General features: G+C 32.5%; 17 protein-coding genes and 1 rRNA gene. 8 read left to right on the top strand and 10 right to left on the bottom strand.

Annotated elements, in window-relative coordinates; genetic code table 11:
* Positions 1-559: 559 nt before the first annotated feature.
* From SHI72_RS11070 to SHI72_RS11045, 6 genes are all read left to right on the top strand, one after another.
* Positions 560-3,319, top strand: coding sequence for a type I restriction-modification system subunit M (locus SHI72_RS11070; protein ID WP_323489996.1), 2,760 nt, complete (start codon positions 560-562; stop codon positions 3,317-3,319).
* Positions 3,313-4,473 carry a restriction endonuclease subunit S gene (locus tag SHI72_RS11065; RefSeq protein WP_323489995.1) on the top strand — a complete coding sequence of 387 codons (1,161 nt, stop codon included), beginning with the start codon at positions 3,313-3,315 and terminating at the stop codon, positions 4,471-4,473. Before SHI72_RS11070 ends, SHI72_RS11065 begins: the two co-directional genes overlap by 7 nt.
* 3 nt (positions 4,474-4,476) lie before the next feature.
* Positions 4,477-4,881 carry a hypothetical protein gene (locus SHI72_RS11060; protein ID WP_323489994.1) on the top strand — a complete coding sequence of 135 codons (405 nt, stop codon included), beginning with the start codon at positions 4,477-4,479 and terminating at the stop codon, positions 4,879-4,881.
* Positions 4,878-8,405 (top strand): HsdR family type I site-specific deoxyribonuclease, encoded by a 3,528-nt coding sequence (locus SHI72_RS11055; RefSeq protein ID WP_323489993.1) that lies wholly within the window; start codon positions 4,878-4,880, stop codon positions 8,403-8,405. The genes SHI72_RS11060 and SHI72_RS11055 overlap by 4 nt, the downstream gene beginning before the upstream one ends.
* Positions 8,405-9,121, top strand: a complete 717-nt coding sequence (locus SHI72_RS11050) for a SprT family zinc-dependent metalloprotease (RefSeq protein WP_323489992.1) — start codon at positions 8,405-8,407, stop codon at positions 9,119-9,121. Before SHI72_RS11055 ends, SHI72_RS11050 begins: the two co-directional genes overlap by 1 nt.
* Positions 9,122-9,522: 401 nt before the next feature.
* Complete coding sequence (locus SHI72_RS11045) at positions 9,523-9,951, top strand: SRPBCC domain-containing protein (protein ID WP_323489991.1); 429 nt, start codon at positions 9,523-9,525, stop codon at positions 9,949-9,951.
* 11 nt (positions 9,952-9,962) lie between these two features.
* Here the strand turns inward: SHI72_RS11045 and SHI72_RS11040 are convergent, their stop codons facing one another.
* From SHI72_RS11040 to metG, 10 genes are all read right to left on the bottom strand, one after another.
* Positions 9,963-10,451 (bottom strand): hypothetical protein, encoded by a 489-nt coding sequence (locus SHI72_RS11040; RefSeq protein WP_323489990.1) that lies wholly within the window; start codon positions 10,449-10,451, stop codon positions 9,963-9,965.
* A gap of 369 nt (positions 10,452-10,820) precedes the next feature.
* Complete coding sequence (locus SHI72_RS11035) at positions 10,821-11,339, bottom strand: ferritin (RefSeq protein WP_035620004.1); 519 nt, start codon at positions 11,337-11,339, stop codon at positions 10,821-10,823.
* 235 nt (positions 11,340-11,574) lie between these two features.
* Positions 11,575-12,711, bottom strand: a complete 1,137-nt coding sequence (locus SHI72_RS11030) for an OmpA family protein (protein ID WP_323489989.1) — start codon at positions 12,709-12,711, stop codon at positions 11,575-11,577.
* A 166-nt stretch (positions 12,712-12,877) separates the two neighbouring features.
* Complete coding sequence (locus tag SHI72_RS11025; RefSeq protein ID WP_323489988.1) at positions 12,878-13,507, bottom strand: chloramphenicol acetyltransferase; 630 nt, start codon at positions 13,505-13,507, stop codon at positions 12,878-12,880.
* The gene (locus SHI72_RS11020; RefSeq protein ID WP_039116599.1) at positions 13,507-14,214 is read right to left on the bottom strand and encodes an HAD family hydrolase; all 708 of its coding nucleotides are present in this window, start codon (positions 14,212-14,214) and stop codon (positions 13,507-13,509) included. Before SHI72_RS11020 ends, SHI72_RS11025 begins: the two co-directional genes overlap by 1 nt.
* A gap of 798 nt (positions 14,215-15,012) precedes the next feature.
* Positions 15,013-15,900, bottom strand: coding sequence for a DMT family transporter (locus tag SHI72_RS11015; RefSeq protein WP_323489987.1), 888 nt, complete (start codon positions 15,898-15,900; stop codon positions 15,013-15,015).
* 195 nt (positions 15,901-16,095) lie between these two features.
* Complete coding sequence (locus tag SHI72_RS11010; RefSeq protein ID WP_323489986.1) at positions 16,096-17,532, bottom strand: hypothetical protein; 1,437 nt, start codon at positions 17,530-17,532, stop codon at positions 16,096-16,098.
* 139 nt (positions 17,533-17,671) lie between these two features.
* On the bottom strand, positions 17,672-17,947 hold the full coding sequence (locus tag SHI72_RS11005) for a hypothetical protein (RefSeq protein ID WP_323489985.1): 276 nt from the start codon (positions 17,945-17,947) through the stop codon (positions 17,672-17,674).
* Between the two features lie 229 nt (positions 17,948-18,176).
* Positions 18,177-18,779, bottom strand: a complete 603-nt coding sequence (locus SHI72_RS11000; protein WP_323489984.1) for a hypothetical protein — start codon at positions 18,777-18,779, stop codon at positions 18,177-18,179.
* 48 nt (positions 18,780-18,827) lie between these two features.
* Complete coding sequence (metG, locus tag SHI72_RS10995) at positions 18,828-20,885, bottom strand: methionine--tRNA ligase (protein ID WP_039116590.1); 2,058 nt, start codon at positions 20,883-20,885, stop codon at positions 18,828-18,830.
* 641 nt (positions 20,886-21,526) lie between these two features.
* Between metG and SHI72_RS10990 the strand changes: the two genes are divergently transcribed.
* Together SHI72_RS10990 and SHI72_RS10985 are read left to right on the top strand one after the other, a co-directional pair.
* Complete coding sequence (locus SHI72_RS10990; RefSeq protein WP_039116640.1) at positions 21,527-21,754, top strand: CDGSH iron-sulfur domain-containing protein; 228 nt, start codon at positions 21,527-21,529, stop codon at positions 21,752-21,754.
* Positions 21,755-22,660: 906 nt separating this feature from the next.
* Positions 22,661-22,765, top strand: a 16S ribosomal RNA gene (locus SHI72_RS10985); the annotation flags it as partial.

Genomic DNA, 22,765 nt, shown 5'->3' with positions numbered 1-22,765 from the left:
ATTTAAATCAAACTAATGCGTTGAAATAAATTTATTTATTTCCTGGCTAGAATAGGACTTATTTTTACTGCAAATAAAACAGATATAATAGAGAAATACCCCCTTATACACTGATTCTAATTAGTTTTAAACTGACTGATAAAAATTTATTATTAATTAAAGTGTTTTAGATATGTAAAAAAACCTCAATACAAACAATGTAAATTTAAAAGCTAAAGCAACAAATAAACCACGTAATTCTACCTATTTTTGATTTAACTTTTAACGAAAAATCAAGAATGTCGTTTTTTTTTAATTATTTTAGTTTCTAATTCACAACCATTTCCTCCTCAAACATTTGTAATAATTTTTTGAGATTCAAATCAAAAAATATTCTATGTCAAAAAAATCTTATTGTTAAGATATAACTATTAAGGAAATGTTTCTTCAATTAATTAGCTATAGATTAAATACCAAATATTTCTTTTTAACCACTTCATAAATGACTATTTCGGATATATTAAAAGTATATTTACTGACTCGAAAACTTATAATAAATTAATAGAATACAACAAGAATAATGGCAATAAAAAAATCTGAACTATATAGCTCACTTTGGGCAAGCTGTGACGAACTTAGAGGTAGCATGGACGCAAGTCAATACAAGGACTATGTATTGGTACTATTGTTTATGAAATACGTTTCCGACAAGAGAGACCCATTGGTAGAACTAAAAGAAGGAACGACTTTTTACGACATGCTTGCATATAGGGGCAAACCAGAAATTGGCGATAAAATTAACACGATAATTGGAGAATTTGCAAAAAATAATGGACTAACTGGTATAATTACAGAAGCAGACTTCGAGGACAATGCAAAATTAGGAAGTGGTAAAGATAAAATTGATTTGCTCACTAACTTACTTAACATCTTCAACAAACCTGAACTTGATTTTAGTAAAAACCGAGCAGACGGAGACGACTTGTTGGGGGATGCATACGAGTACCTTATGCGACATTTCGCAACAGAAAGCGGAAAAAGCAAAGGACAATTCTACACACCTTCGGAAGTTTCAAGGATAATGGCTCAAGTAATTGGAATTAATAAATCAAAAAGCCAAGACGAAACCATTTATGACCCAGCTTGCGGTTCTGGCTCATTATTGTTAAAAGCTGCTGATGTCGCCCCACATGGTATTACAATTTATGGACAAGAAAACGACAATGCTACAAGAGCATTAGCCGTAATGAACATGTGGTTGCACAATTTTTCTGATGCAGACATCAAACAAGGCAACACCATGTCAACGCCTGAATTTAAGAATGAAGAAACAGGCGAACTAAAACAATTTGATTATGCAGTAGCAAATCCACCCTTCAGTTATAAAAAATGGATGAATGGACTTGACCCGAAGAGTGATATTTACAAACGTTTTGAAGGTTATGACGCTATTCCGCCAAAAAAGAATGGTGATTATGCTTTTTTATTGCATTTATTTAAATCACTAAAATCAAAAGGAAAGGCTTGCATTGTTTTACCTTTAGGCGTTTTGTTTAGAGGAAATGCCGAAGCAGACATTCGCAAAAAAATAATTAAAAAAGGTTATATAAAAGCAATAGTTGGTTTACCGCCCAACTTGTTTTATGGAACTGGTATTGCTGCTTCGCTTATTATCATTGACAAGGAAGATGCTGACAAAAGAGACAGCATTTTCATGATTGATGCCAGCAAAGGTTTTATAAAAGATGGAAACAAAAACCGCCTTCGCGAACAAGACATTCACAAAATTGTGGACACCTTCAACAACCAAAGCAAAATACCAAAGTTTTCAAGACTTATTCCTATTTCTGAAATTGAAGACTCTAAAAACGATTTCAACTTACACATTCCTAGATACATTGACAGTCAAGAGGCGGAGGACATTCAAGACATAGAAGCTCATTTGGTAGGTGGTATTCCAAAAAGAGATATTGAAGCATTAGAAAATTACTGGAAAGTTTATCCAACGCTGAAAAGCACTTTGTATAAAACCATTGACAAACGACCAGACTTTTACGAACTAAATATTGCCAACGAAGAAATTAAAAACACCATCTTCAATCATCCTGAATTTACTGCCTTTGGCAAAAAGATGGACGAAGTATTTACAAAATGGAAAAACGAAACCATTGCCTACACAAAGGCATTGGACAAAGGTTTGCGACCAAAACATGAAATAGGCATCATTTCTGAAAACCTACTTAAACATTACGACAAAAAACAACTCACAGACAAATACTCCATGTATCAGCACATGATGAATTATTGGTCTCCGCAAAATAACAATGATGCTGCAATGCAAGATGATTTTTATGAAATTGCTGCTGATGGTTGGGAAGCAGGTAAAGAGGTAAAGTATAAAGAAAAAAAGAAGAAAAAAGGTGAGGAAGAAATAACAGTTACATTAAAAGGAATTGAAGGTTTAGAAGGTCGTTTAATTCCACCCCATCTGATTATTCAAGAATATTTCTCAACAGAAAAAAAGAAAATTGAAGATTTAGAAATAAAAGTTGAAACTGCTGTTAGTGAAAAGACTGAACTACAAGAAGAATATGGAGGTGAAGAATCTGCATTACAAGGTGTAACAACCAAAAAGGAAGCAGAAATTGCTTTGAATGATTACGCTATTCATGCCATGGAAGAATATTATTCGAGTGAATTTAAGTTGTATTCTAAACATGAACAAGAGGTAGCAAAATACAATGCCTTTTTCAAAAATCAATATAGCAACCCTAATATTGATGCACTTAAAAACGGCAAAGGCAAAATCACTCAAAAGGGATTAACTGACAAACTGAAAATTACATCCGATGCTGACGAGAAAAAAGTTATTGAAACTTTTGTAGAAACGCTAAAGAATAACGCCAAAGCAGCAAAAAAGATGAATGATTTAGTTGATACTGTAATGAAAAAACTGGAACGAAACATAAAAGTAACTCCAGAAGCTGACTACATCAAAGAAATAATTATTATTCAGAAATTTATTAGCTTATTGGAAGCAGAAGCAGAAAATAAAGCCAAACTAAAAAAAGCATTAGAAGAACTGGAAGAGAAAGTAATTCTACAATATCCAAAACTAACCATTAAAGAAATAAAAACACTTGTGGTTGAGAAAAAATGGATGGCTAACATGGAGCAACGCATACGCACCGAAATGGACAACATCAGCCACCGATTGACACAACGGATAAAAGAATTGGCAGACCGATATCAAACGCCAATTCCAAAACTAACGGAAGATGTAAATCTCTTGACAGTTAAAGTTGAAAACCATCTAAAACAAATGAATTTCAAATGGTAGAAGATTTTAAAAATACAGATGCAGGAATTATTCCAAATGATTGGAATGATAAAACCTTGGGAACTATTACAACATCGATTGCTTCGGGAAAATCTAAAACTCAATCTTCAATTGGGGGTAAATATTTTATTTATGGTTCTACAGGAATTATAGGACATAGTTCAAAACCCGATTATGAAGGTAAAAGAATTTTAGTAGCAAGAGTTGGTGCAAATGCGGGAACAGTCAATCAAGTTGAAGGGGAATATTGTGTTTCGGATAACACACTAATGATTCAGTTAAAGAAAGAAATTGACATAAACTATGCTTTTTTCTTTCTTAAATATTCAAATCTCAATAAACTGATTTTTGGTTCTGGTCAACCGCTAATTACTGGAACACAGTTAAAAAATCTTCCTATCCCGCTTCCCCCCACCAAAGACGAACAAACAGCAATTGCAACAACTATAAAAAACACAGATGCACTCATAGGGCAGTTAGAAAAACTTCTTACCAAAAAGCGAAATATCAAAACTGGTGCAATGCAGGAGTTGCTTAAACCAAAAGAAGATTGGAAAGAACAAATTCTTGGAAAAGTTGCAACATTAAAAGCAAGAATTGGTTGGCAAGGTCTTACAACTGCTGAATATAGGAAAACTGGAAATTACTTTCTAATAACTGGAACAGAGTTTAAAAACGGTTTTATAGATTGGGAAAGTTGCTTTTATGTTAATGAAGAACGATACAAACAAGACAAAAATATTCAAGTAAAAAAGCATGATGTATTAGTTACAAAAGACGGAACGATTGGAAAAATAGCATTGATAAAGTCGGTTCCGCAACCTGCAACTTTGAATAGCGGTGTATTTGTTATTAGACCTATTGCTAATTCTTTTCATCCTGAATTCTTTTACTACCTTTTGTTATCCGAAGTGTTTTCAATTTTTCTTTCCCAGTTAAGTGCTGGCTCTACAATCAGTCACCTATACCAAAAGGATTTTGTAACCTTCAAATTTCTTCAGCCTAAAACAATTGACGAGCAGAAAGAAATAGCAAAAATTCTTTTTGATATGGACACTGAAATACAAGAACTGGAAAGAAAATTAGAGAAATACAAAATGCTAAAACAGGGCATGATGCAAAGTTTATTGACTGGAAAAATTAGATTAGTATAGAGTATGGAAGAAAGTTTAACAACTTATTTTGAGGATTTGAATGTGGGCTGCAATTGTCCTCATGAAAATGCTTTTGTGCCTGATGGTGAAAAGGTTTATTTCAGAAAATTAAAAGGGAACAATGCAATAGAAGATAGTTTTATTGCTCCACCGTTTAATGAGACACTAATTGATAGAGCTGATGCATGCATTCAAAAGTCACTTTCAGTTTTCGATGATTTGGATATGCTTATAAATGCGGTATTCAAAATTCAGTCAGGAAAAAAGAAGTCAAAAAAAATTGCAGTATTAAAACTTAGCGACAAGGATGGTTTGCTCAAACAAACCTTTGGGAAAAATCATCATTCATGGTGGCGTTCACAAGGATTTAATGTTGCTGCCATAACTATACAAGAAATAGAAATATGAAGTTAGTTTACATCAAAATATTATACTATTACGAAGTTCCTACACTAATTTTTTGTCAGGACGAAAGACAGAGCAATTATCTTTTTGCTTTGCTCGATGATGAAACATTGGAATACATTGGAAAGAAAGTAAGCGTAGAAGATGTAAGCCTTTTCTTGGAAGGTCAAATGGATTTAAAACCCATTTACAATAATCAGGAAACCAACTTTTATTTAGGTAAATACAAAAAGAATGAATTTTATGCCGACCTGTATCAAGGTGTATTCAGCGATGATTTGTTACCTGATGATGGCTTGATGCTGATACACCATGAAAATGAGTTGGCTGTATCACTCAAAAAAGAAATAATAAATAGAATGATGGGAGGTTCAACTCAATCTAAAGTTGGCAAACTGGAAAGAGAAACCCAAAACCGTGTGGTGGCTCTTATACAAAACGAATTGAAGTATCGTTATCTCGGCAATTGGGAAGAAAAAGACAACAACAGCAATGTAGAAGAAGAAATCTTATCGACTTGGTTATTGAATAAATACGACCAAAATTTAGTAACTAAAGCCATTTACGAATTTACCAAAGCTACCAACGACCAAAGCAAATCTCTTTATGATGTAAACAAAGAAGTGTATGCACTGCTTCGTTATGGTGTAACAGTTCAACCTGAAATTGGACAAAACAAAAAAACAGTTTGGCTAATTGACTGGAATAATCCAATAAATAATGATTTTGCCATTGCTGAAGAAGTAACCATAAGAGGCATTCATAAAAAACGCCCCGACATTGTATTGTATGTTAACGGAATTGCACTAGGCGTGATAGAATTGAAAAGAAGCACCGTTTCCATTACTGAAGGTATTCGCCAAAACCTAGATAATCAAAAACATATTTTTATTAAGCCTTTTTTTAGCACCATTCAATATGTAATGGCAGGAAATGATATTGAAGGTTTAGCTTATGGAGCTATAGAGACCAAAGAAAAATACTTTTTGAAATGGAAAGAAGTAAATGAAGAAATCAATAAAGAGCATCCATATTTATTAGAACTCACAAAACCTATTCGAGAACGTACAGCTAAGTATAACTATCCATTGGACAAGAATGTTATTGAACTTCTGCACAAAGAACGTTTCATTGAATTACTCCATGATTTTATTGTTTATGACAGAGGTATTAAAAAGCATTCGAGACCTAACCAGTATTTTGGTATCAAATCAGCACAGGACTTTGTAAAACGTAAAGAAGGTGGCATTATCTGGCATACGCAGGGTAGTGGAAAGAGTTTAACGATGGTGTGGCTTACCAAATGGATAAGAGAATTTAACGATAACGCAAGAGTGCTGATTATAACCGACCGTGAAGAACTGGACGAGCAAATTGAAAAGGTTTACAAAGGTGTTCAAGAAGATATATACCGAACTAAAAGCGGAAAAGATTTATTGTATCAACTCAACAACACTTCGCCTTGGTTGATATGTTCACTCATTCATAAGTTTGGTGGAAAAGACAATCCAGAAGGAGCCACCGACGAAGATGTGGAAAAATATTTAAAAGAATTACGAAGCAACATTCCAAGTGATTTTAAAGCCAAAGGAGATATTTATGTTTTTGTAGACGAATGTCATAGAACACAATCTGGCAAACTACATGATGCCATGAAACAGTTTATTCCTGATGCACTATTCATAGGTTTCACTGGAACACCATTACTTAAAAATGACAAGCAGACAAGTTTAGAGGTCTTCGGTAGATATATTCACACATACAAATTTAATGAAGCTGTATTTGATAAAGTGGTGTTAGATTTAAGATATGAAGCAAGAGACATAGAACAAAACATTTCTTCACCTGATAAGATTGATGAATGGTTTGAACTAAAAACTAGAGGACTGACGGACTTTGCCAAAGCCGAATTAAAACAACGTTGGGGAACGCTTAAAAAAGTATTCAGTTCAAAATCAAGATTAGAAAAAATTGTCTTGGACATTGTAATGGACATGGAGAAAAAAGAACGATTGCAAAACGGTAGAGGAAATGCAATTTTGGTTTCAGATAGTATTTACAATGCTTGCAGATATTATGAACTGTTTCAAAATGCAGGGTTAAAAAATTGTGCAATTATTACGTCATTTGTTCCCAATGCAACCGATATAAAAGGAGAAGGCGACAACTATACAGAGAAATTACAACGTTTCGAAATTTACAGAAAGATGCTTGCAAACTATTTCAACGAAAATGCTGAAACAGCCTTAAGTAAAGTAGAACAATTTGAAACAGAAGTAAAAAAGAAATTTGTGGAAGAACCTGCACAAATGAAATTGCTGATTGTGGTTAATAAATTGCTTACTGGTTTTGATGCACCAAGTGCAACTTACCTATACATTGACAAAAAACTAAGAGACCACAATTTATTTCAAGCCGTTTGCCGTGTAAACCGTTTGGATGGCGACGATAAAGATTACGGCTATATCATTGATTACATGGACTTGTTCAAGAGTTTGGAAGTAGCATTTAATGATTACACAACTGAAGCATTCAGCAGTTATGAAAAATCAGATATTGAAGGACTATTAAAAGACCGCTTACAAAAAGGTAAGGAACGATTGAATGAAGCGTTAGAAGCCATAAAAGCATTGGTTGAACCAGTTGAACCACCAAAAGAAACTATTGAACATATTCGTTATTTCTGTGGTAAGGACACTGAAAACCCTGATGAATTAAAAGACACAGAACCTAGAAGAGTTGCACTTTACAAATTTACTATTTCTCTCATTCGGGCTTATGCCAACATAGCTGATGAAATGAAAGAAGCTGGCTACAATGAAAAGGAAATTCAAGAAATAAAAGTAGATATTAAGCATTTTGAAAATGTTCGCAAGGAAATTCAATTGGCAAGTGGAGATTATATCGATTTAAAACAATACGAACCAGCCATGCGGCATTTGATTGACAGCTACATAGGAGCTGAGGAAAGCCAAATGCTTGCTAATTTTAACGACATGAGTTTAGTTGAACTCTTAGCAGAAAAAGGAAGAGATGCATTAGATAGTTTACCTAAAAGCATTATAGACAATCCCGAAGCAATGGCAGAAGCCATAGAAAACAATTTAAGAAAAGTAATAATCGAGGAAAGTCCGACCAACCCAATGTATTATGAAAAGATGAGTGTCCTTTTGGACGAGCTTATCAAAATGAGAAAAGAAGCAACATTGGAATACGAAAAGTATTTAAATGAAATCATTTCACTTTCGGGAAAAGTTAAAAAAACAAACACAACAACCGATTACCCAACTTCAATAAACACCAACACTAAACGAGCCTTGTTTGACAACTTAGGTCGAAATGAGAATATGGCAATTGATTTGGATAACAAAATTCTGACAACAAAGAAAGATGGTTGGAGAGATAATATTCAAAAATCAAAAGCAGTTAGAAATGCAATCACTGAAGTATTAAACAATTATAACATCACAGACGAAAACGAAATTCATAGAATTTTTGACGTAGTAAAAAATCAGCGAGAATATTAATGGAACAAATTACAATCAGCAATATTAAAATTGATGTAGTTCGTAAAGACATAAAGAACATACATCTTGCTGTTTATCCACCAACTGGAAGGGTTCGCATTGCTGCACCATTAAATGTAAATGAAGATACAATCAGATTATTTGCTATTTCAAAACTTGGGTGGATAAAGAACAACCAAAGAAAGTTTGAAGAACAAGTTCGTATTTCACAAAGAGAATATAAACAGAGAGAAAGTCATTACTTCCAAGGTAGAAGATATTTAATGACAATAATTGAGACCACAGGAGCACCTAAAATTGTTTTGAAAAACAAGAAGTTCATTGAAGTACACATTAAACCCGAAACACCAACAATGAAGCGACACGAGATTTTAACAGAATGGTATCGTGTTCAACTAAAAAAGCAAATTCCAATTATTATTAAAAAATGGGAAAAAGTATTAAATGTAAAAGTTGACGATTGGCAAGTAAAGCAAATGAAAACCAAGTGGGGTTCTTGCAATATTGAGAAGAAAAGAATTTGGATAAATCTTGAATTAGCAAAGAAACCTGAACATTGTTTAGAATACATTATATTTCATGAAATGGTGCATTTATTAGAAAGGCACCATAACGACAATTTTCTTTATTTCATGGATACTCATTTGCCAAATTGGAGACAATTAAAAACAGAACTGAACAAATTACCAATAAGTCATGCCGATTGGATTTACTGACATAAACCTCATTTGCAAGTTATCTAATTGAAAGAAAAAATAACCTTTTACGATATTTTTCTTGACTCATGAGGAAAACGATTTCTAAAAAAACATCACTTGCGAATTATTTTTTATTATTTGTTAATTTTAAATAAGCATAAGATAATTTCTTCAAATCTTCAACAAATAAGTTCGACAATTCAACTGTAAAGGGTACAAAAACCTCTTCGAAAGAAGAGGTTTTTTTGGTTTTAGACAGTTTTTGATAAAGCTAATTTCATCTTTTTCGAGTTTTTTAAAGTCCATATTATAGATTTAATTTACCCTGTTTAAATCCAGTTTTATTTTAAATAGGTTCTTTGTCAGAGATATACAAAACTTTTTAACTTTGTATTTGCAAAATATAACTAGTTATTAAAATGGAAAAAATCGAGCACATCAATTATATCAAATCACCCATTGCGGATGTTTATAAGGCATTAACAACACAAGAAGGTCTTGGTGCTGTCTGGACAGAAGAATTAATTGTTAAGCCAGAATTGGGTTTTATCAATGAGTTTGATTTTGGAGATAACGATAACACAAAAATGAAAGTGTTAGAATTAGTTCCAAACCAAAGAATACTATGGGAATGTGTAGCGTCAGATCCGGAGTGGGTCGGGACAAAGATTTCATTTGACTTAACTGAAAAAAATGGAGTAACATCGGTTGTTCTTAAACATTTTGATTGGCGCGAACTGACCGAATTTTATCAATGGTGTAATTATAATTGGGCGATGTTTTTGTTAAGTCTAAAAAGTTACTGCGAAGATGGTGAAGGAACACCTTATCAAAAAAGGAAGTTTTAGAATTTATATTATTACCGATTTTTATTTTCAGCAGTTTTAATGTCTTTATATATAGCTAATATTTCTGGATAACTCCAATAGAAAGAGGTATTGATAGAATATCTGGCGTTGTCTTCATCGATGAATTCTAAATAATAGACATACGGTCTTCTGTTTACCTGTTCTTTCAAACTAATGTCGATATTCTTAATCACGAGTGTTTTCTCCCAAGTTGTATTATATCTTAAGCCTTTAAGGATTATGCTTTTGTTGTTTATTTGAATTTCATTTATAAAAATAATTGCTCTTTTATATGCTTTTATGAAGCTATACAATGCTAGAGAAAAGAATAAACATGAAATTAATAATGGTATAAGAATAGGGTAATATACTTTATCATAATTAGACATTTCAGATCCGAAGATGCGGATAAATATTCCGGAAACAATTAATAAACCTAGACTTATTAGTGTGATAAAAAAATCTAGTCGTTCTATAAAGTGTATATGTTTGTTTCTCATAAGGAATATTGAGTTAATTGTATCGGCTAATAATTATCTGGGGGAAATGAAATTTGTTATAAAAAAAATGCCCTCGATTAAGAGAGCATTTTATATATCTATAAAATAGTGTTAAGCAACTTTTTTGATTAAATCAAACATCGGGCAACGACTACAACGCTTGTTTTCGCTTTTTTTGTATTTTTCGCAACAACTCGACTTGCAATTTTCAGCACGTTTAATTTTATCAAGGATATCTTTTTTCTTCTTTTTCTTTTTATCCTTTTTTTTGTCCTTGTCTTTAACCTTATCTTTCTTGCCCAATTTTCCTGTGAATTAAAAAACTGATGCAAATATAAGTTATTTTTATATATTCTAAATAAACTTTAACTATTTTGGATTAATTGCGATAGAACTTGTAACAGTTAGTTGCTTGATGTCACGGTCGAATAAGTATAAACCACCTTTATCATCGCCAATTAAGTTAATTTTATCTAAGATAGATTTTGCAGTAGCTTCTTCTTCAATTTGTTCAGAAACGTACCATTGTAAGAAGTTATGAGTAGCATAATCTTTCTCAGAGAAAGTAATATGTACTAATTCGTTGATAGATTCCGAAACAAATAATTCATGTTTGTATAATTCTTCAAACATTTCTTTAAAAGTAGCGTAACTAGTCTTAGGAGCTTTAAGATCTGTAATTGTTGTTGCTCCTCCACGCTCGTTAACATAACGAACTAGTTTTAGCATATGTGCACGCTCTTCGTCAGATTGTGTATACATAAATTCTGCAATTCCTTCCAGTCCGTGAGCTTCTGCCCAACAAGCCATAGATAAGTAAGTTTGAGAAGATTCTGCTTCTATGCGAATTTGCTTGTTTAGCGCTGTTTCTATATTTTTTGATAACATAATCGTGAGTTTTTTGTAAAGTTAAAAAAAATTAAGCAATCCAAGGAAACCTTAATCTTTATTAGAAACAATTCAGATTCAGACTAAATACAACATCGTTTCGTTATTGCTCATAATGAGTCTTATAGAACTATAGTAAGATAGAGAGTGGATCATGATTAAATAAAATTCTTGTGGCATAAAAAAAGCCCTAAAAGACAAATCTTTTAGGGCTTGAGAGTTTATTAAAAAGAATTTATTTTACTTGGAAAGTAACTCTTCTTGCCAATCTTCTAGCTTCTTCTGAGTTTTTCTCAATAGATGTATCAGCACCTTTACCAACTACATTTAATCTTGAAGATGAAATACCAGCTTTTTCGAAAATAGTTTTTACGTTATTAGCTCTTAAGTTTGATAATTTATCGTTATAATCTGATTTACCAACTTGATCAGCATAACCAATAATATCAAGAGTAGTTGATGGATTTTTTCTTAAATAAGTTAAAACAACATCAATAGCTGCAGTAGAATTTTCTATTGGAGTCGATTTGTTAAAATCAAAATAAACACTGTAATATTTATCGTTGATCATTTCTTTAACAAGATCTTTTTCAGGTGCTATTGGAGCAATTACTGCTTTTTCTACAATTACTTGTTTCTCAGGAATTTTATTTACTTGAGTTTGAAGATCAGCTAATTTGTTTTCTAATGCAGAAACATCAGCATCTTGTGCAAGTATAACCCAGTCAGCATGTTTTTCGTTTTTGCCTAAGTAAATGTTTAAACCTACTGTACCAGTAAAAAGAAGTCCAGAAAAACCTCTCATATTTCTGTTTCTTGTACCATCAAATGTAGCATCTTGTTCAGCCAAAAGAAAAGTAGTGAAATCACCTGTTAAAGCAACTCTGTTAGATAATTTAATCTGACCAGTAATACCAGCCATAAAATTACCTACCCAGTCTTGATCAGTTAATTTGTCGTTTTCAAATCGACCTACGCCAGCACCTACGTGTCCTAATAAACCAATTGTATTAGTCCAAGATTCAAAATTCATGATCCTACCTAAGTTTGCAACACCTTGTAAACCGAATCTGTAATATTTAGAACTAAAGTCTAGAGAGTGTTTACCATCTTCAAAACTGTTATATCCCAAATCAGCTTTTAAACCAAATTTGTTATTAAACATGTATCGAGCTCCTAAATCAACTGTAAACGGACTTATTGTAGAAGTTGAATAACCTGAAGTAAATGGACGTTGTGGTTTGTTAAAACCACCATCAAATTCTATAGACCATTTATTGTAATTATTTTCAGTTGTTTTTTCTGTTTTTGTCTGTGCATGTAAGTTTGATGCACCTATTGCAAAAGCCAGAATGATTGTAATTTTTTTCATTTTAATTTGGAATTTTAAATTTGTTCAAACAAACAAAATTATCAGAAAATTCCGTATCCTAAAGAAGGTATAAAAGTAATAAGATAAGACAAAAACAAGAATCTGTAATTAAATAAAAAAGTCAGCTATATGGCTGACTTTTAGATGTTATGGTGATTTTATTCGATTATGTGTTCATTAATTCTTGAAAATAATCTATAAACAGTCCTACATGTAAGGCATCCATTAAGCCATGATGTACATGAATAGACATAGAAATAGTTCTTTTTCCAGTTTCAGAAATCATCATTTTTCCAAAGGAAATTTTTGGGCAACTATCTGGAAAAGTATAACTTCTGGCATGAGATAGAGAAGTGAAATTGATCCAGGGAATTGCGGAAAAATGAATGAGATTATCCTCACTAAATGTTCGGGTAAAAAGTCCCGTTGTATTTTGTATACGCTCGATTTCAGATAATGCAATTTGCTCAAAGATTTTAAAATCCGGATTAAACTCAATTAAAGAAAATCCAAAAGTACCATCTTCACGACCAATTGTTGCTGAACCATTAATGCTATCGTGTATATAAACCCGATCTTCGACAATACGATACTTAAAAGGTTCAATTGCATTTATAGCAACTAATGTTTTATGCAGATAATAAATAAAAAAAGAAGAATTTAATTTCTTCGCATTCGTATAAGCAATCGTACAATCAATCTCGACTGTTACTCCAAAAAAAGGCTCATCCATTTGCTTGAAAAACAGAAAATGTTCTTTTCTGTTCCAAGTTTCCAGATCCAAAAGGGTTTTCATTATATTAATTTATTTACTACGTCGGTTATTTTTTCAAAAGCGAAGAAGTTTTCGTGTTCTACTTTATGACTAATCTTCTCATGTTCCCAAGTTGTATGAAACGGAATATGTACCGCATATCCTCCAATTCCTAAAACAGGTAAAACATCCGATTTTAATGAATTTCCAATCATTAAGAATTCATCAGCTTTAATATCCAAACGCTTTAATAGTTTTTCATAATCAATTTCTTGCTTGTCAGACATTACTTCGATATGGTGAAAATAGTGACCTAAACCAGAACGATGTAATTTACTATGTTGATCTTTTAAGTCACCTTTTGTAGCAACAACAAGTTTGTACTTGCCATGAAGTGCTTTTAGAGTTTCTTCAACACCATCTAGCAAATCGATTGGTTTCTCGAGTAATTCTTTTCCATACTCAATGATTTTTCCAATAACCTCGATAGAAATCGTATTATTCGAAATTTGTATTGCTGCTTCAATCATCGAAAGAATATATCCTTTAATTCCGTAACCATATAAAGATAGATTCTGAATTTCGGTTTTAAATAATTCCTGTGATAAACCTTGATGCGAAAGATAATCTTCCATCAACACACAAAATTTTTGTTCCGTTTCCTGAAAATAAGGTTCGTTTACAAATAAAGTATCATCGGCATCAAATGCGATTACTTTAAGTTTTGATATTTTGTCTTTATGTAACATTTAAAAATTTTGTTTAAAGGTTGAAGTTTTCTTCGTTTAAATTCTTTTGCCACAGATTAAATGGATTTCAAAGAATTAAAAAATAATCTGCTCAATCTGCCAAATCTGCGAGAAACTTTATCGTTAAAAATTAAAAAGCCGTTTTTATCTGCGTTTTCGCTTTAACAAATCTCCGACATCCGCGTTCTATTTTTTGCCACAGATTAAATGGATTTTAAAAAATTAAAAAATAATCTGCTCAATCTGCCAAATCTGCGAGAAACTTTATCGTTAAAAATTAAAAATCCGTTTTTATTCGTGTTTTCGCTTTAGCGAATCTGCGACATCCGCGTTCTGTTTTTTTGCCACAGATTAAATGGATTTCAAAGAATTAAAAAATAATCTGCTCAATCTGCCAAATCTGCGTGAAACTTTTCTTTTAAAAATTAAAAATCCGTTTTTATTCGTGTTTTCGCTTTAGCGAATCTGCGACATCCGCGTTCTATTTTTTTGCCACAGATTAAATGGATTTCAAAGAATTAAAAAATAATCTGCTTAATCTGCCAAATCTGCGAGAAACTTTATCGTTAAAAATTAAAAAATCCGTTTTTATTCGTGTTTTCGCTTTAGCGAATCTGTTTAATCCGCGCTCTATTTTTTTGCCACAGATTAAATGGATTTCAAAGAATTAAAAAATAATCTGATCAATCTACCAAATCTGCGAGAAACTTTATCGTTAAAAATTAAAAAATCCGTTTTTATCTGTGTTTTCGCTTTAGCGAATCTGTTTAATCTGCGCTCTATTTTCGCATCCCAGTTCTAATTCTTAGAAAGCAGTTTCTTAATTGAAATAGTTTTATCGTAAAATGTAATCCGAATTCCGAATAACAAAATAATTCCACCGAAAATCATCTGTAAAGTTATTTTTTCTTCTAAGAATAACCAAGCCAATATCGAAGTTAGTACCGCCTGACTTAATAAACTTAACGAAACTCTTGTAGCTCGCATATGTTGGGTAGCATAACTTATAGAAAGCCAAGCGCACAACTGACAAATTACAGCCTGAAGCACTAATACAAACCATCCGGTATTTGAAAATCCAGTAAAAGGTTCGTTTAAGGCATAGCAAAGAATCCCCAAATAAAGACTTGAAGTCAATAAACTAATAGTCATAAACGATAAAACATCAACTTCTGTAAGGACATTTTTGCTCACCAAAAGATAAATCGAATATAAAATCCCTGATAAAACAGCTAACAGAAAAGCCTGATCAAAATTCAATTCCAGGAAAAAACTAAAACCAACTAAAGTAATCATTCCAAATAATGCTACAACAGTTCCAATCCAGAAATTAGTTGCAGGTCTTACTTTCAAAAAGAAAAAAGAACCAATCCCAACCCAAAGCGGGGACAAATTTGTTAGCAACGAAGCTTGTGTTGCACTTGAATCCTGAATGGCAATATTCCAAACAGCAACATCAGACGAGAATAATATGCCACAAAGTGCAGCTAAAAGCACGAATTTTGTTTTTGGAAGTTTAAAACTTTTTGTGATAAGCACATAAGGTAAAAGCAATATTATAGCAAACGTCATGCGATAAAAAGCCGAAATTAATCCAGGTGCTAGTTTCAATTTAACCAATATAGGGAAAATAGATATGCAGAGTATTCCACAGATTAATGCTAATCTTGGTTTTGTAATTTTCATTTTTAAAGTTTTTCAAGCTTAGTACAATATACTTAATTAAGCTTTTAAATTATGCCTTACGGGAAGTCTTTTTTTGGCAAAAATACAGCAAATTAAAATTATTTGCGATGTGTTTAAAAGTAAAAAACGCGTGAATCAATTAAGAAATTCACGCGGTTAGTATTCGAAATTAAAAAGTAAGAACAGAGATAGATTTTAGTCTACAAATTTTCTTATAATATATTCTTTAGTCTTATTATCATAATAGCCCAAATAATAAGAATCAGTTTTAAATAGTGTTTGTGAGGATACATCATTATTGTCATCAAAAAAAGTTCGAATCTTATCAAATGCTAACGGTTGTAAATCTCCTTTTATGTGATTTCCTTCATTGTCGAATAGACCTTCAACTTTAACTACTTTTTTGTTAGAATAGGAATTAAAGCTTTCCATTGTCGGGCTAAAAAACACAGCTCCAGCTATTGCACCAATAAGTCCAAATTGATTCATTGCCGCTTGACCGCCAGATTGCTGTCCTGCAGAGACGCCTCCAAATGTTATCAAAGTGCTTTCTCCCATATGGTAACAAGAAATAGCAGTGTTTAAATTGTTTATTTTTCGTATAAATTGAGAGCTGTTATCTAGAGTTCTTTTTCCTCCAAAAGCTCCACCTTCCTGATAAATTTCAGAATTTTTAAAGTCGATCGGATTAGCTGCATTGGCGAAGTATTCTTTTATTATATTATCGTCTAAATCTTTTATTGTAAAATAAAACAATTCAGAAGAGGTTTTTACCTGATATAATTTATTGTTAAAAAAGAAAGAGTTTGAATTCAGATAATAGCGTTCACTCGCTCCAATTGAATGTTTTTTTACCATTCTTTCAGTAGCAATAAAACGTTCTAAATCAATACGAATAACTTGAGTGTAATCAATATTGGAATCAAGAGTTATTACGATTTGTTTATTATCAAAATAGCATTTTCTCTTTTTTGCAGCATCGGTTAAAGAAGTTGGATTCTTAACATTGATATTTTGCAATGTAAAAGGAATTTCAAAAGGAAGTAGGTTTTCTTCAAAAACACCATACAAATCTGTTCTGGTATAACCATATCTAAAAAAACGAAATCCATCTAAATTGATTATTTGTTCTTTATGATTACCTTCTTTGTCAAAAATATGAAGTTTGAAATTATTACTTTTTTTGATAACGCTTAAAATATAGAAATTTTCATTTCCACTAAATTTTTGCAAAATCTTTTCATTTTTAAAAAGAAGGGTATATTGTTGCGTTATTATTTTTCGACTATTAAAGTCATACAATTGAGTAAAAATATCTTCATAATCGTTTGATGCCCAAAATAATCTTGTATTATCATTACTAATATTGTTACCAATCATATTAGAGTACATCTTAGTGTTTGGTCTTTCAGTAGAAATACTGTCTATAATTTGCATTTTTTCGTTAAGGCGAATGGCTTTTACCTTTACTTTATCACTAACAAATAATGTAACTTCTTTTTTATCATCATTTATAGTCTGAAAAACATCACGGTTCTTCTTTAAATCAACAGTTGTAGAGCTTACGATTTCTTGCGAGAAAGAAGCCAAACTATTTAAAAACAAATAGGTAAGGAGTAATTTTTTAAGCATTTTTAATTTATTTGAGGGGTGATTTTTGTCTGGCTAATATCTTGTTTTTCTCTTAAATATAATTAGTTAAGAAAAGTTTTTTTTAAAGTAAAAAACGCGTGAATCAATTAAGAAATTCACGCGTTTTATTATTTTAATCTCAGACATTAACCATTTTATTACAGGCTCTTTCTATTTGTTTATCCGAAAAAGGCTCAAGTGATTTGGCGAGCATCCGACTAGTTTTTATGCAACCAATCATTTTAGTTCTGATATCGAGATTATTCCCAATTTCAGATTCTAGAATCAACCCGAATATTTCAGTTAAATATTCGGGTTGGTTTCTAAATTCACCTTCAAGCCAAAGGGCAGAAAGGAAGTTTGCCACGGATGGCATTACATCATGATGTGATAGTTTTTGATTTTCTATTTTCATAGGGTTGGTTTTTGTAACTTATGAATAAGTTATTAGAAATACTCCCCGGGTATGTTTTGCAAAAGTAAACGTACAACTATAAATTGATAGCACAAAAAAAAGATGTGCATTTGCACATCTTTAAAATTTTATCCAATAATAAGGAAAATGGAAACAAGAGTGTTTTAAATATCAACACTAATGCTAATCTTTTTGTGATTTTTATTTTTTAATGTTTTCAAGATCACAATTATTCATTTTTATATTCATCAAAATATTTTATAATTTTTGGATTTCTTGAAGAATATATAATTTTTGTAATGTCATTTACTTTTAATGTATGAGCAGGAAGGTTTGTATTGTGATTTTTATTTTGATACTCAAAATATATATATGGATTCTGTTTGATGTCGTAATGAATTTCTTTCACATTAACACTTTCAATAACACCATAGTTTTTCAATTGATTGTTTTCATAAAGTTTCATTGAAAAAATAAAAGAGATAATTGTAAGTAGTAAAAGAGGGAAAGCAATTAAACTAATTGTAGATTTTAATTTTTTAGCTTTATCTATTCCAATTTCTGAAGATAAGTACTCGCTATTTACCAATCCTAAAAGAGAAATAAATTCAGAAGTATCAGTTTGTAAAATTAGTTTTCTACTTATCATCACGCTAATAGATAAAATACCAAACCAAGATATTCCAATAGAAAACAATAATATTATGGTAGACAAATTTAACTCTGAAAGAATCAAAGAGTCACCCCACCAAACTCTAAAAGCTAATAAAAAACCTATTGTGTTTAATAATAAATAAATTAATAAATATTTTGCACTAGTTTTTAAATTCATACTTTTTGAGTTTGGTTTTAGTGTACTCAGAAGGATTTAATAAATTCCTTAATTTATCGTTTCTCCATTTGCAGCCTCGGCATCAGGATTTACAAAAACCAATTTTCCTTCAGCATTTGTAGTCATTAAGATCATACCTTGACTTTCAACGCCACGTAATGCTCTTGGAGCTAAGTTTGCTAGCACAGTTACACGTTTTCCAACTATTTCTTCTGGCGAAAAACTCTCAGCAATTCCCGAAACAATTGTACGAACATCAATTCCAGTATCAACTTTCAGAATCAAAAGTTTATTAGCTTTCGGCATCTTTTCCGCTTCAAGGATAGTTCCTACACGCAAATCCATTTTGGCAAAATCCTCAAACTGAATCAAATCTTTCTGAGGTTCAGGTTGCTTGTTTTCAGCTAGATTAGCAGTTTTTGTAGCTTCTAGTTTATCTATTTGTTTCTGAATTTCTTCATCTTCAATCTTAGCAAAAAGTAATTCAGCTTCACCAATCTGGTGTCCAGCAGGAATTAAATCCGAAGTTTCAGCGATGTCACTCCATTTTAGTTTGCCTTCATTCTTTAATATTCTCGATAATTTAGTAGCAGTAAAAGGTAAGAACGGTTCAGATAAAATGCTCAACGCAGCAGCAATTTGTAAAGCTACATACATCTGAGTTTTTACACGCTCCGGATTGTCTTTCATAACTTTCCAAGGCTCTTCATCAGCAAGATATTTATTACCCAAACGAGCAACATTCATTAATTCGCCCAAAGCTTCACGGAATCTGTAACGTTCTACCGAACTAGAAATAACAGCAGGATATGCTTTTAATTCAGCTAGAGTAGCTTCGTCAATCTCCGTTAATTCATTTGGAGTAGGAATAAAACCGTCGTAATATTTATTAGTTAAAACCACAACACGATTAATAAAGTTACCAAAAACGGCAACCAATTCATTGTTGTTTCTAGCCTGAAAATCTTTCCAGGTAAAATCATTATCTTTAGTTTCCGGAGCATTAGCTGTCAGTGCATAACGCAAAACATCTTGCTTCTCAGGAAAATCTTCTAAATATTCGTGTAACCAAACCGCCCAGTTCTTAGAAGTCGAAAGTTTGTTTCCTTCCAAATTCAAAAACTCATTTGCAGGAACATTGTCTGGCAAAATATAACTTCCTTCAGCTTTAAGCATTGCAGGGAAAATAATACAGTGAAAAACAATATTGTCTTTCCCAATAAAATGTACCAGTTTAGTATCTTCATCCTTCCAGTACGGTTCCCAATCTTTACCTTCGCGTGCAGCCCATTCTTTAGTCGATGAGATGTAACCGATAGGAGCATCAAACCAAACATATAATTTCTTTCCTTCAGCACCTTCCACAGGAACATCAATACCCCAATCAAGGTCACGCGTTACAGCACGAGGTTCAAGTCCGCCATCAACCCACGATTTTACCTGACCATAAACATTAGGTTTCCAGTCATTTTTATGACCGACCAAAATCCATTCCGTCAAAAAATCAGTATATCTGTCTAGAGGTAAAAACCAGTGTTTAGTCGATTTTAAAATAGGAGTTTCACCAGTAATAGTCGATTTCGGGTTGATTAAATCAGTAGCATTAAGCGTAGATCCACATTTTTCGCACTGATCACCATATGCTTCCTCATTGCCACATTTAGGACAAGTCCCAACCACAAAACGATCAGCAAGAAACTGATTCGCTTTAGCATCATATAATTGTTCCGTTACTTCTTCAATAAAATCACCTTTATCATACAACGTTCTAAAAAATTCCGAAGCCGTATCATGATGAATTTTAGCCGAAGTTCTAGAATAATTATCAAAAGAAATTCCGAAATCGATAAAAGATTTACGGATAATTCCGTCATATTTGTTAATAACCTCTTGCGGAGTAATACCTTCCTTTTTAGCTTTCATAGAAATCGCCACACCGTGCTCATCGCTTCCGCAAATAAAAGCCACATCTTTCCCCTGCATACGTAAGTAGCGAGAATAAATGTCCGATGGCACGTAAACGCCCGCCAAATGGCCAATGTGTATCGGTCCGTTCGTATAAGGTAAAGCAGCAGTAATGGTATATCTCTTAGGATTTTGTAACATAAAATTGATTTTTATTTTTCTGATAAAGCCGTAATATAAGCCGACTTTAGGTTTTATTATGATAAATTCTGTGCAAAAATAAGCAATAGAATTGAGTCCCGACGCTTCGGGATATTCTTTTTTATCAGGAGCTATTTCCAGCTATCCACTTTATCTTTACTTGCCTAAAGAAGGCAAGCAAAGGATGCCGTTCCTATCTGGGCTAGAAATCATCACATTTTGTTATTTATAGGGCAAAGATGCAGAGGAGAAGTTTTGTAAAATATAGCAGCAAAAAAGGAGAGGTTCTGAGGCACAATTTGCTCATAGGATTGTCAGACCGAGTAGAGTCGAAGTCCCGCAAAGAGTCACAAAGAGAACCCTAAAGCAATGCGAATAAAAAACCTTTGCGAACCTCTGTGTAGCCTTTGTGAGACTTTGTGTAATAGCTTTTCCTCAAATTATCTCAAAGCATTGCGAAGAATTATTTAAAAAACCTTTGTGAATCTCTGTGTAGCCTTTGTGAGACTTCGTGTAATAGCTTACCTCATAAAGTAGAATTAATTTAAACTAAGCCTTCAATCCATAAAAACCACAATCTAATGCAAATCGTTCGGAATATATTTTGCAATCTTTGATGCAAAAAAAAAGAAAAGAACATTATGAGTAAGACTAAACTAATAATTAATAAAAACGGATCTATCAAGATAGAAGGTGATTTCGAAATATTGGATTCAGAAGGAACAGTTTACGGATTACAAGGAAGAGCTGCATTAGGGCTTTGTCGTTGTGGATTATCTGTCAACAAACCTTTTTGTGACGGTTCACATCGTAACAACTTCGAACACGATTCAAAAGCATTCGATTTGCCACCAATGAAAACGAATTAAGAATTCTATTTCTCAAAAACCTAAGAAGAAGCCCGCTCATAATTATGAGAGGGCTTCTTCTTTTTATGTACCTATATATAAGGAGTGTTTTACCTTATATATAAGAGAGAGTTTATGCTATACTATATAGGAGAAGCTTTTTTAGGAGCTGTTTCCTGCTCTCGAAGCTTCGGGACGCTCCAGTGTTGTCCTTTTAAAGGAAAAAGGCCAAGGATTTTCCCCGATGCTTCGTGGCTATCAGGGATAGGTAGCTCAAAATCTGCTCAATCAGCTAAATCTGCGAGAAACAAGAATGCGAGAAACCCCAAGAAATCCAGCAAAACCAAGGGAAAAACGGGGCAAACGCCGTAAAGTGCCTAAAGTATGTAGAAAACAATAAAAAATAACAGACCGTAAGGAGTGTGTTATCAGAGTGTTAAGAAAAGAATAAAAAATAAACCAAAAATACTCCATAAAAGGTATTGTTTATCTAGATAAAGGTGGTAGTTTTGCACCCGCAACAACGACAAACGTTCCTTTAAATACTGACAAGCAAGACGAATCGAATTAGAAATAAAATTCTAAAAAAAAGATTTAGAAAAGCTTGTGAGAATGGAAAACGGATGTTACATTTGCACCCCGCAAAACAACGGAAAGTTCCTTGAAAGATTGATAAGAAAGAAGAAAACGAAGATGAAAATTTTCCAAAAAAAACTTCACAAATTTCTTGCCAGTTAGAAAAGACTTTTCTATTTTTGCACCCGCTTTGAGAAACAAGCGATATTAAAAAAAGAAGAACACGTTCCTAGACATATTGAATTGACAGCCGTTTTAAGAGAGATCTTAAAACAACAAAATAAGAGTAATAGAATCGATAGATTTGAATAAAACCGATAGAATCATTAGTCGAATATAATATTAAAATATACGATGAAGAGTTTGATCCTGGCTCAGGATGAACGCTAGCGGCAGGCTTAACACATGCAAGTCGAGGGGTATGCTTCTTCGGGAGCAGAGACCGGCGCACGGGTG

This window comes from Flavobacterium sp. PL02 (assembly GCF_035013205.1).
Classification (GTDB): Bacteria; Bacteroidota; Bacteroidia; order Flavobacteriales; family Flavobacteriaceae; genus Flavobacterium.
Note: the sequence above shows the minus strand (reverse complement) of the source record. Positions and strands in the feature narration are given on the sequence as shown.

What these genes read in the sequence shown, in the direction of transcription:
- SHI72_RS11030 (WP_323489989.1), bottom strand. Translation starts at nt 12,711, where the DNA reads ATGAAAAAAATTACAATCATTCTGGCTTTTGCAATAGGTGCATCAAAC.
- SHI72_RS11050 (WP_323489992.1), top strand. Translation starts at nt 8,405, where the DNA reads ATGGAACAAATTACAATCAGCAATATTAAAATTGATGTAGTTCGTAAA.
- SHI72_RS11025 (WP_323489988.1), bottom strand. Translation starts at nt 13,507, where the DNA reads ATGAAAACCCTTTTGGATCTGGAAACTTGGAACAGAAAAGAACATTTT.
- metG (WP_039116590.1), bottom strand. Translation starts at nt 20,885, where the DNA reads ATGTTACAAAATCCTAAGAGATATACCATTACTGCTGCTTTACCTTAT.
- SHI72_RS11045 (WP_323489991.1), top strand. Translation starts at nt 9,523, where the DNA reads ATGGAAAAAATCGAGCACATCAATTATATCAAATCACCCATTGCGGAT.
- SHI72_RS11005 (WP_323489985.1), bottom strand. Translation starts at nt 17,947, where the DNA reads ATGAAAATAGAAAATCAAAAACTATCACATCATGATGTAATGCCATCC.
- SHI72_RS11015 (WP_323489987.1), bottom strand. Translation starts at nt 15,900, where the DNA reads ATGAAAATTACAAAACCAAGATTAGCATTAATCTGTGGAATACTCTGC.
- SHI72_RS11065 (WP_323489995.1), top strand. Translation starts at nt 3,313, where the DNA reads ATGGTAGAAGATTTTAAAAATACAGATGCAGGAATTATTCCAAATGAT.
- SHI72_RS11035 (WP_035620004.1), bottom strand. Translation starts at nt 11,339, where the DNA reads ATGTTATCAAAAAATATAGAAACAGCGCTAAACAAGCAAATTCGCATA.
- SHI72_RS10990 (WP_039116640.1), top strand. Translation starts at nt 21,527, where the DNA reads ATGAGTAAGACTAAACTAATAATTAATAAAAACGGATCTATCAAGATA.
- SHI72_RS11020 (WP_039116599.1), bottom strand. Translation starts at nt 14,214, where the DNA reads ATGTTACATAAAGACAAAATATCAAAACTTAAAGTAATCGCATTTGAT.
- SHI72_RS11060 (WP_323489994.1), top strand. Translation starts at nt 4,477, where the DNA reads ATGGAAGAAAGTTTAACAACTTATTTTGAGGATTTGAATGTGGGCTGC.
- SHI72_RS11040 (WP_323489990.1), bottom strand. Translation starts at nt 10,451, where the DNA reads ATGAGAAACAAACATATACACTTTATAGAACGACTAGATTTTTTTATC.
- SHI72_RS11055 (WP_323489993.1), top strand. Translation starts at nt 4,878, where the DNA reads ATGAAGTTAGTTTACATCAAAATATTATACTATTACGAAGTTCCTACA.
- SHI72_RS11010 (WP_323489986.1), bottom strand. Translation starts at nt 17,532, where the DNA reads ATGCTTAAAAAATTACTCCTTACCTATTTGTTTTTAAATAGTTTGGCT.
- SHI72_RS11070 (WP_323489996.1), top strand. Translation starts at nt 560, where the DNA reads ATGGCAATAAAAAAATCTGAACTATATAGCTCACTTTGGGCAAGCTGT.
- SHI72_RS11000 (WP_323489984.1), bottom strand. Translation starts at nt 18,779, where the DNA reads ATGAATTTAAAAACTAGTGCAAAATATTTATTAATTTATTTATTATTA.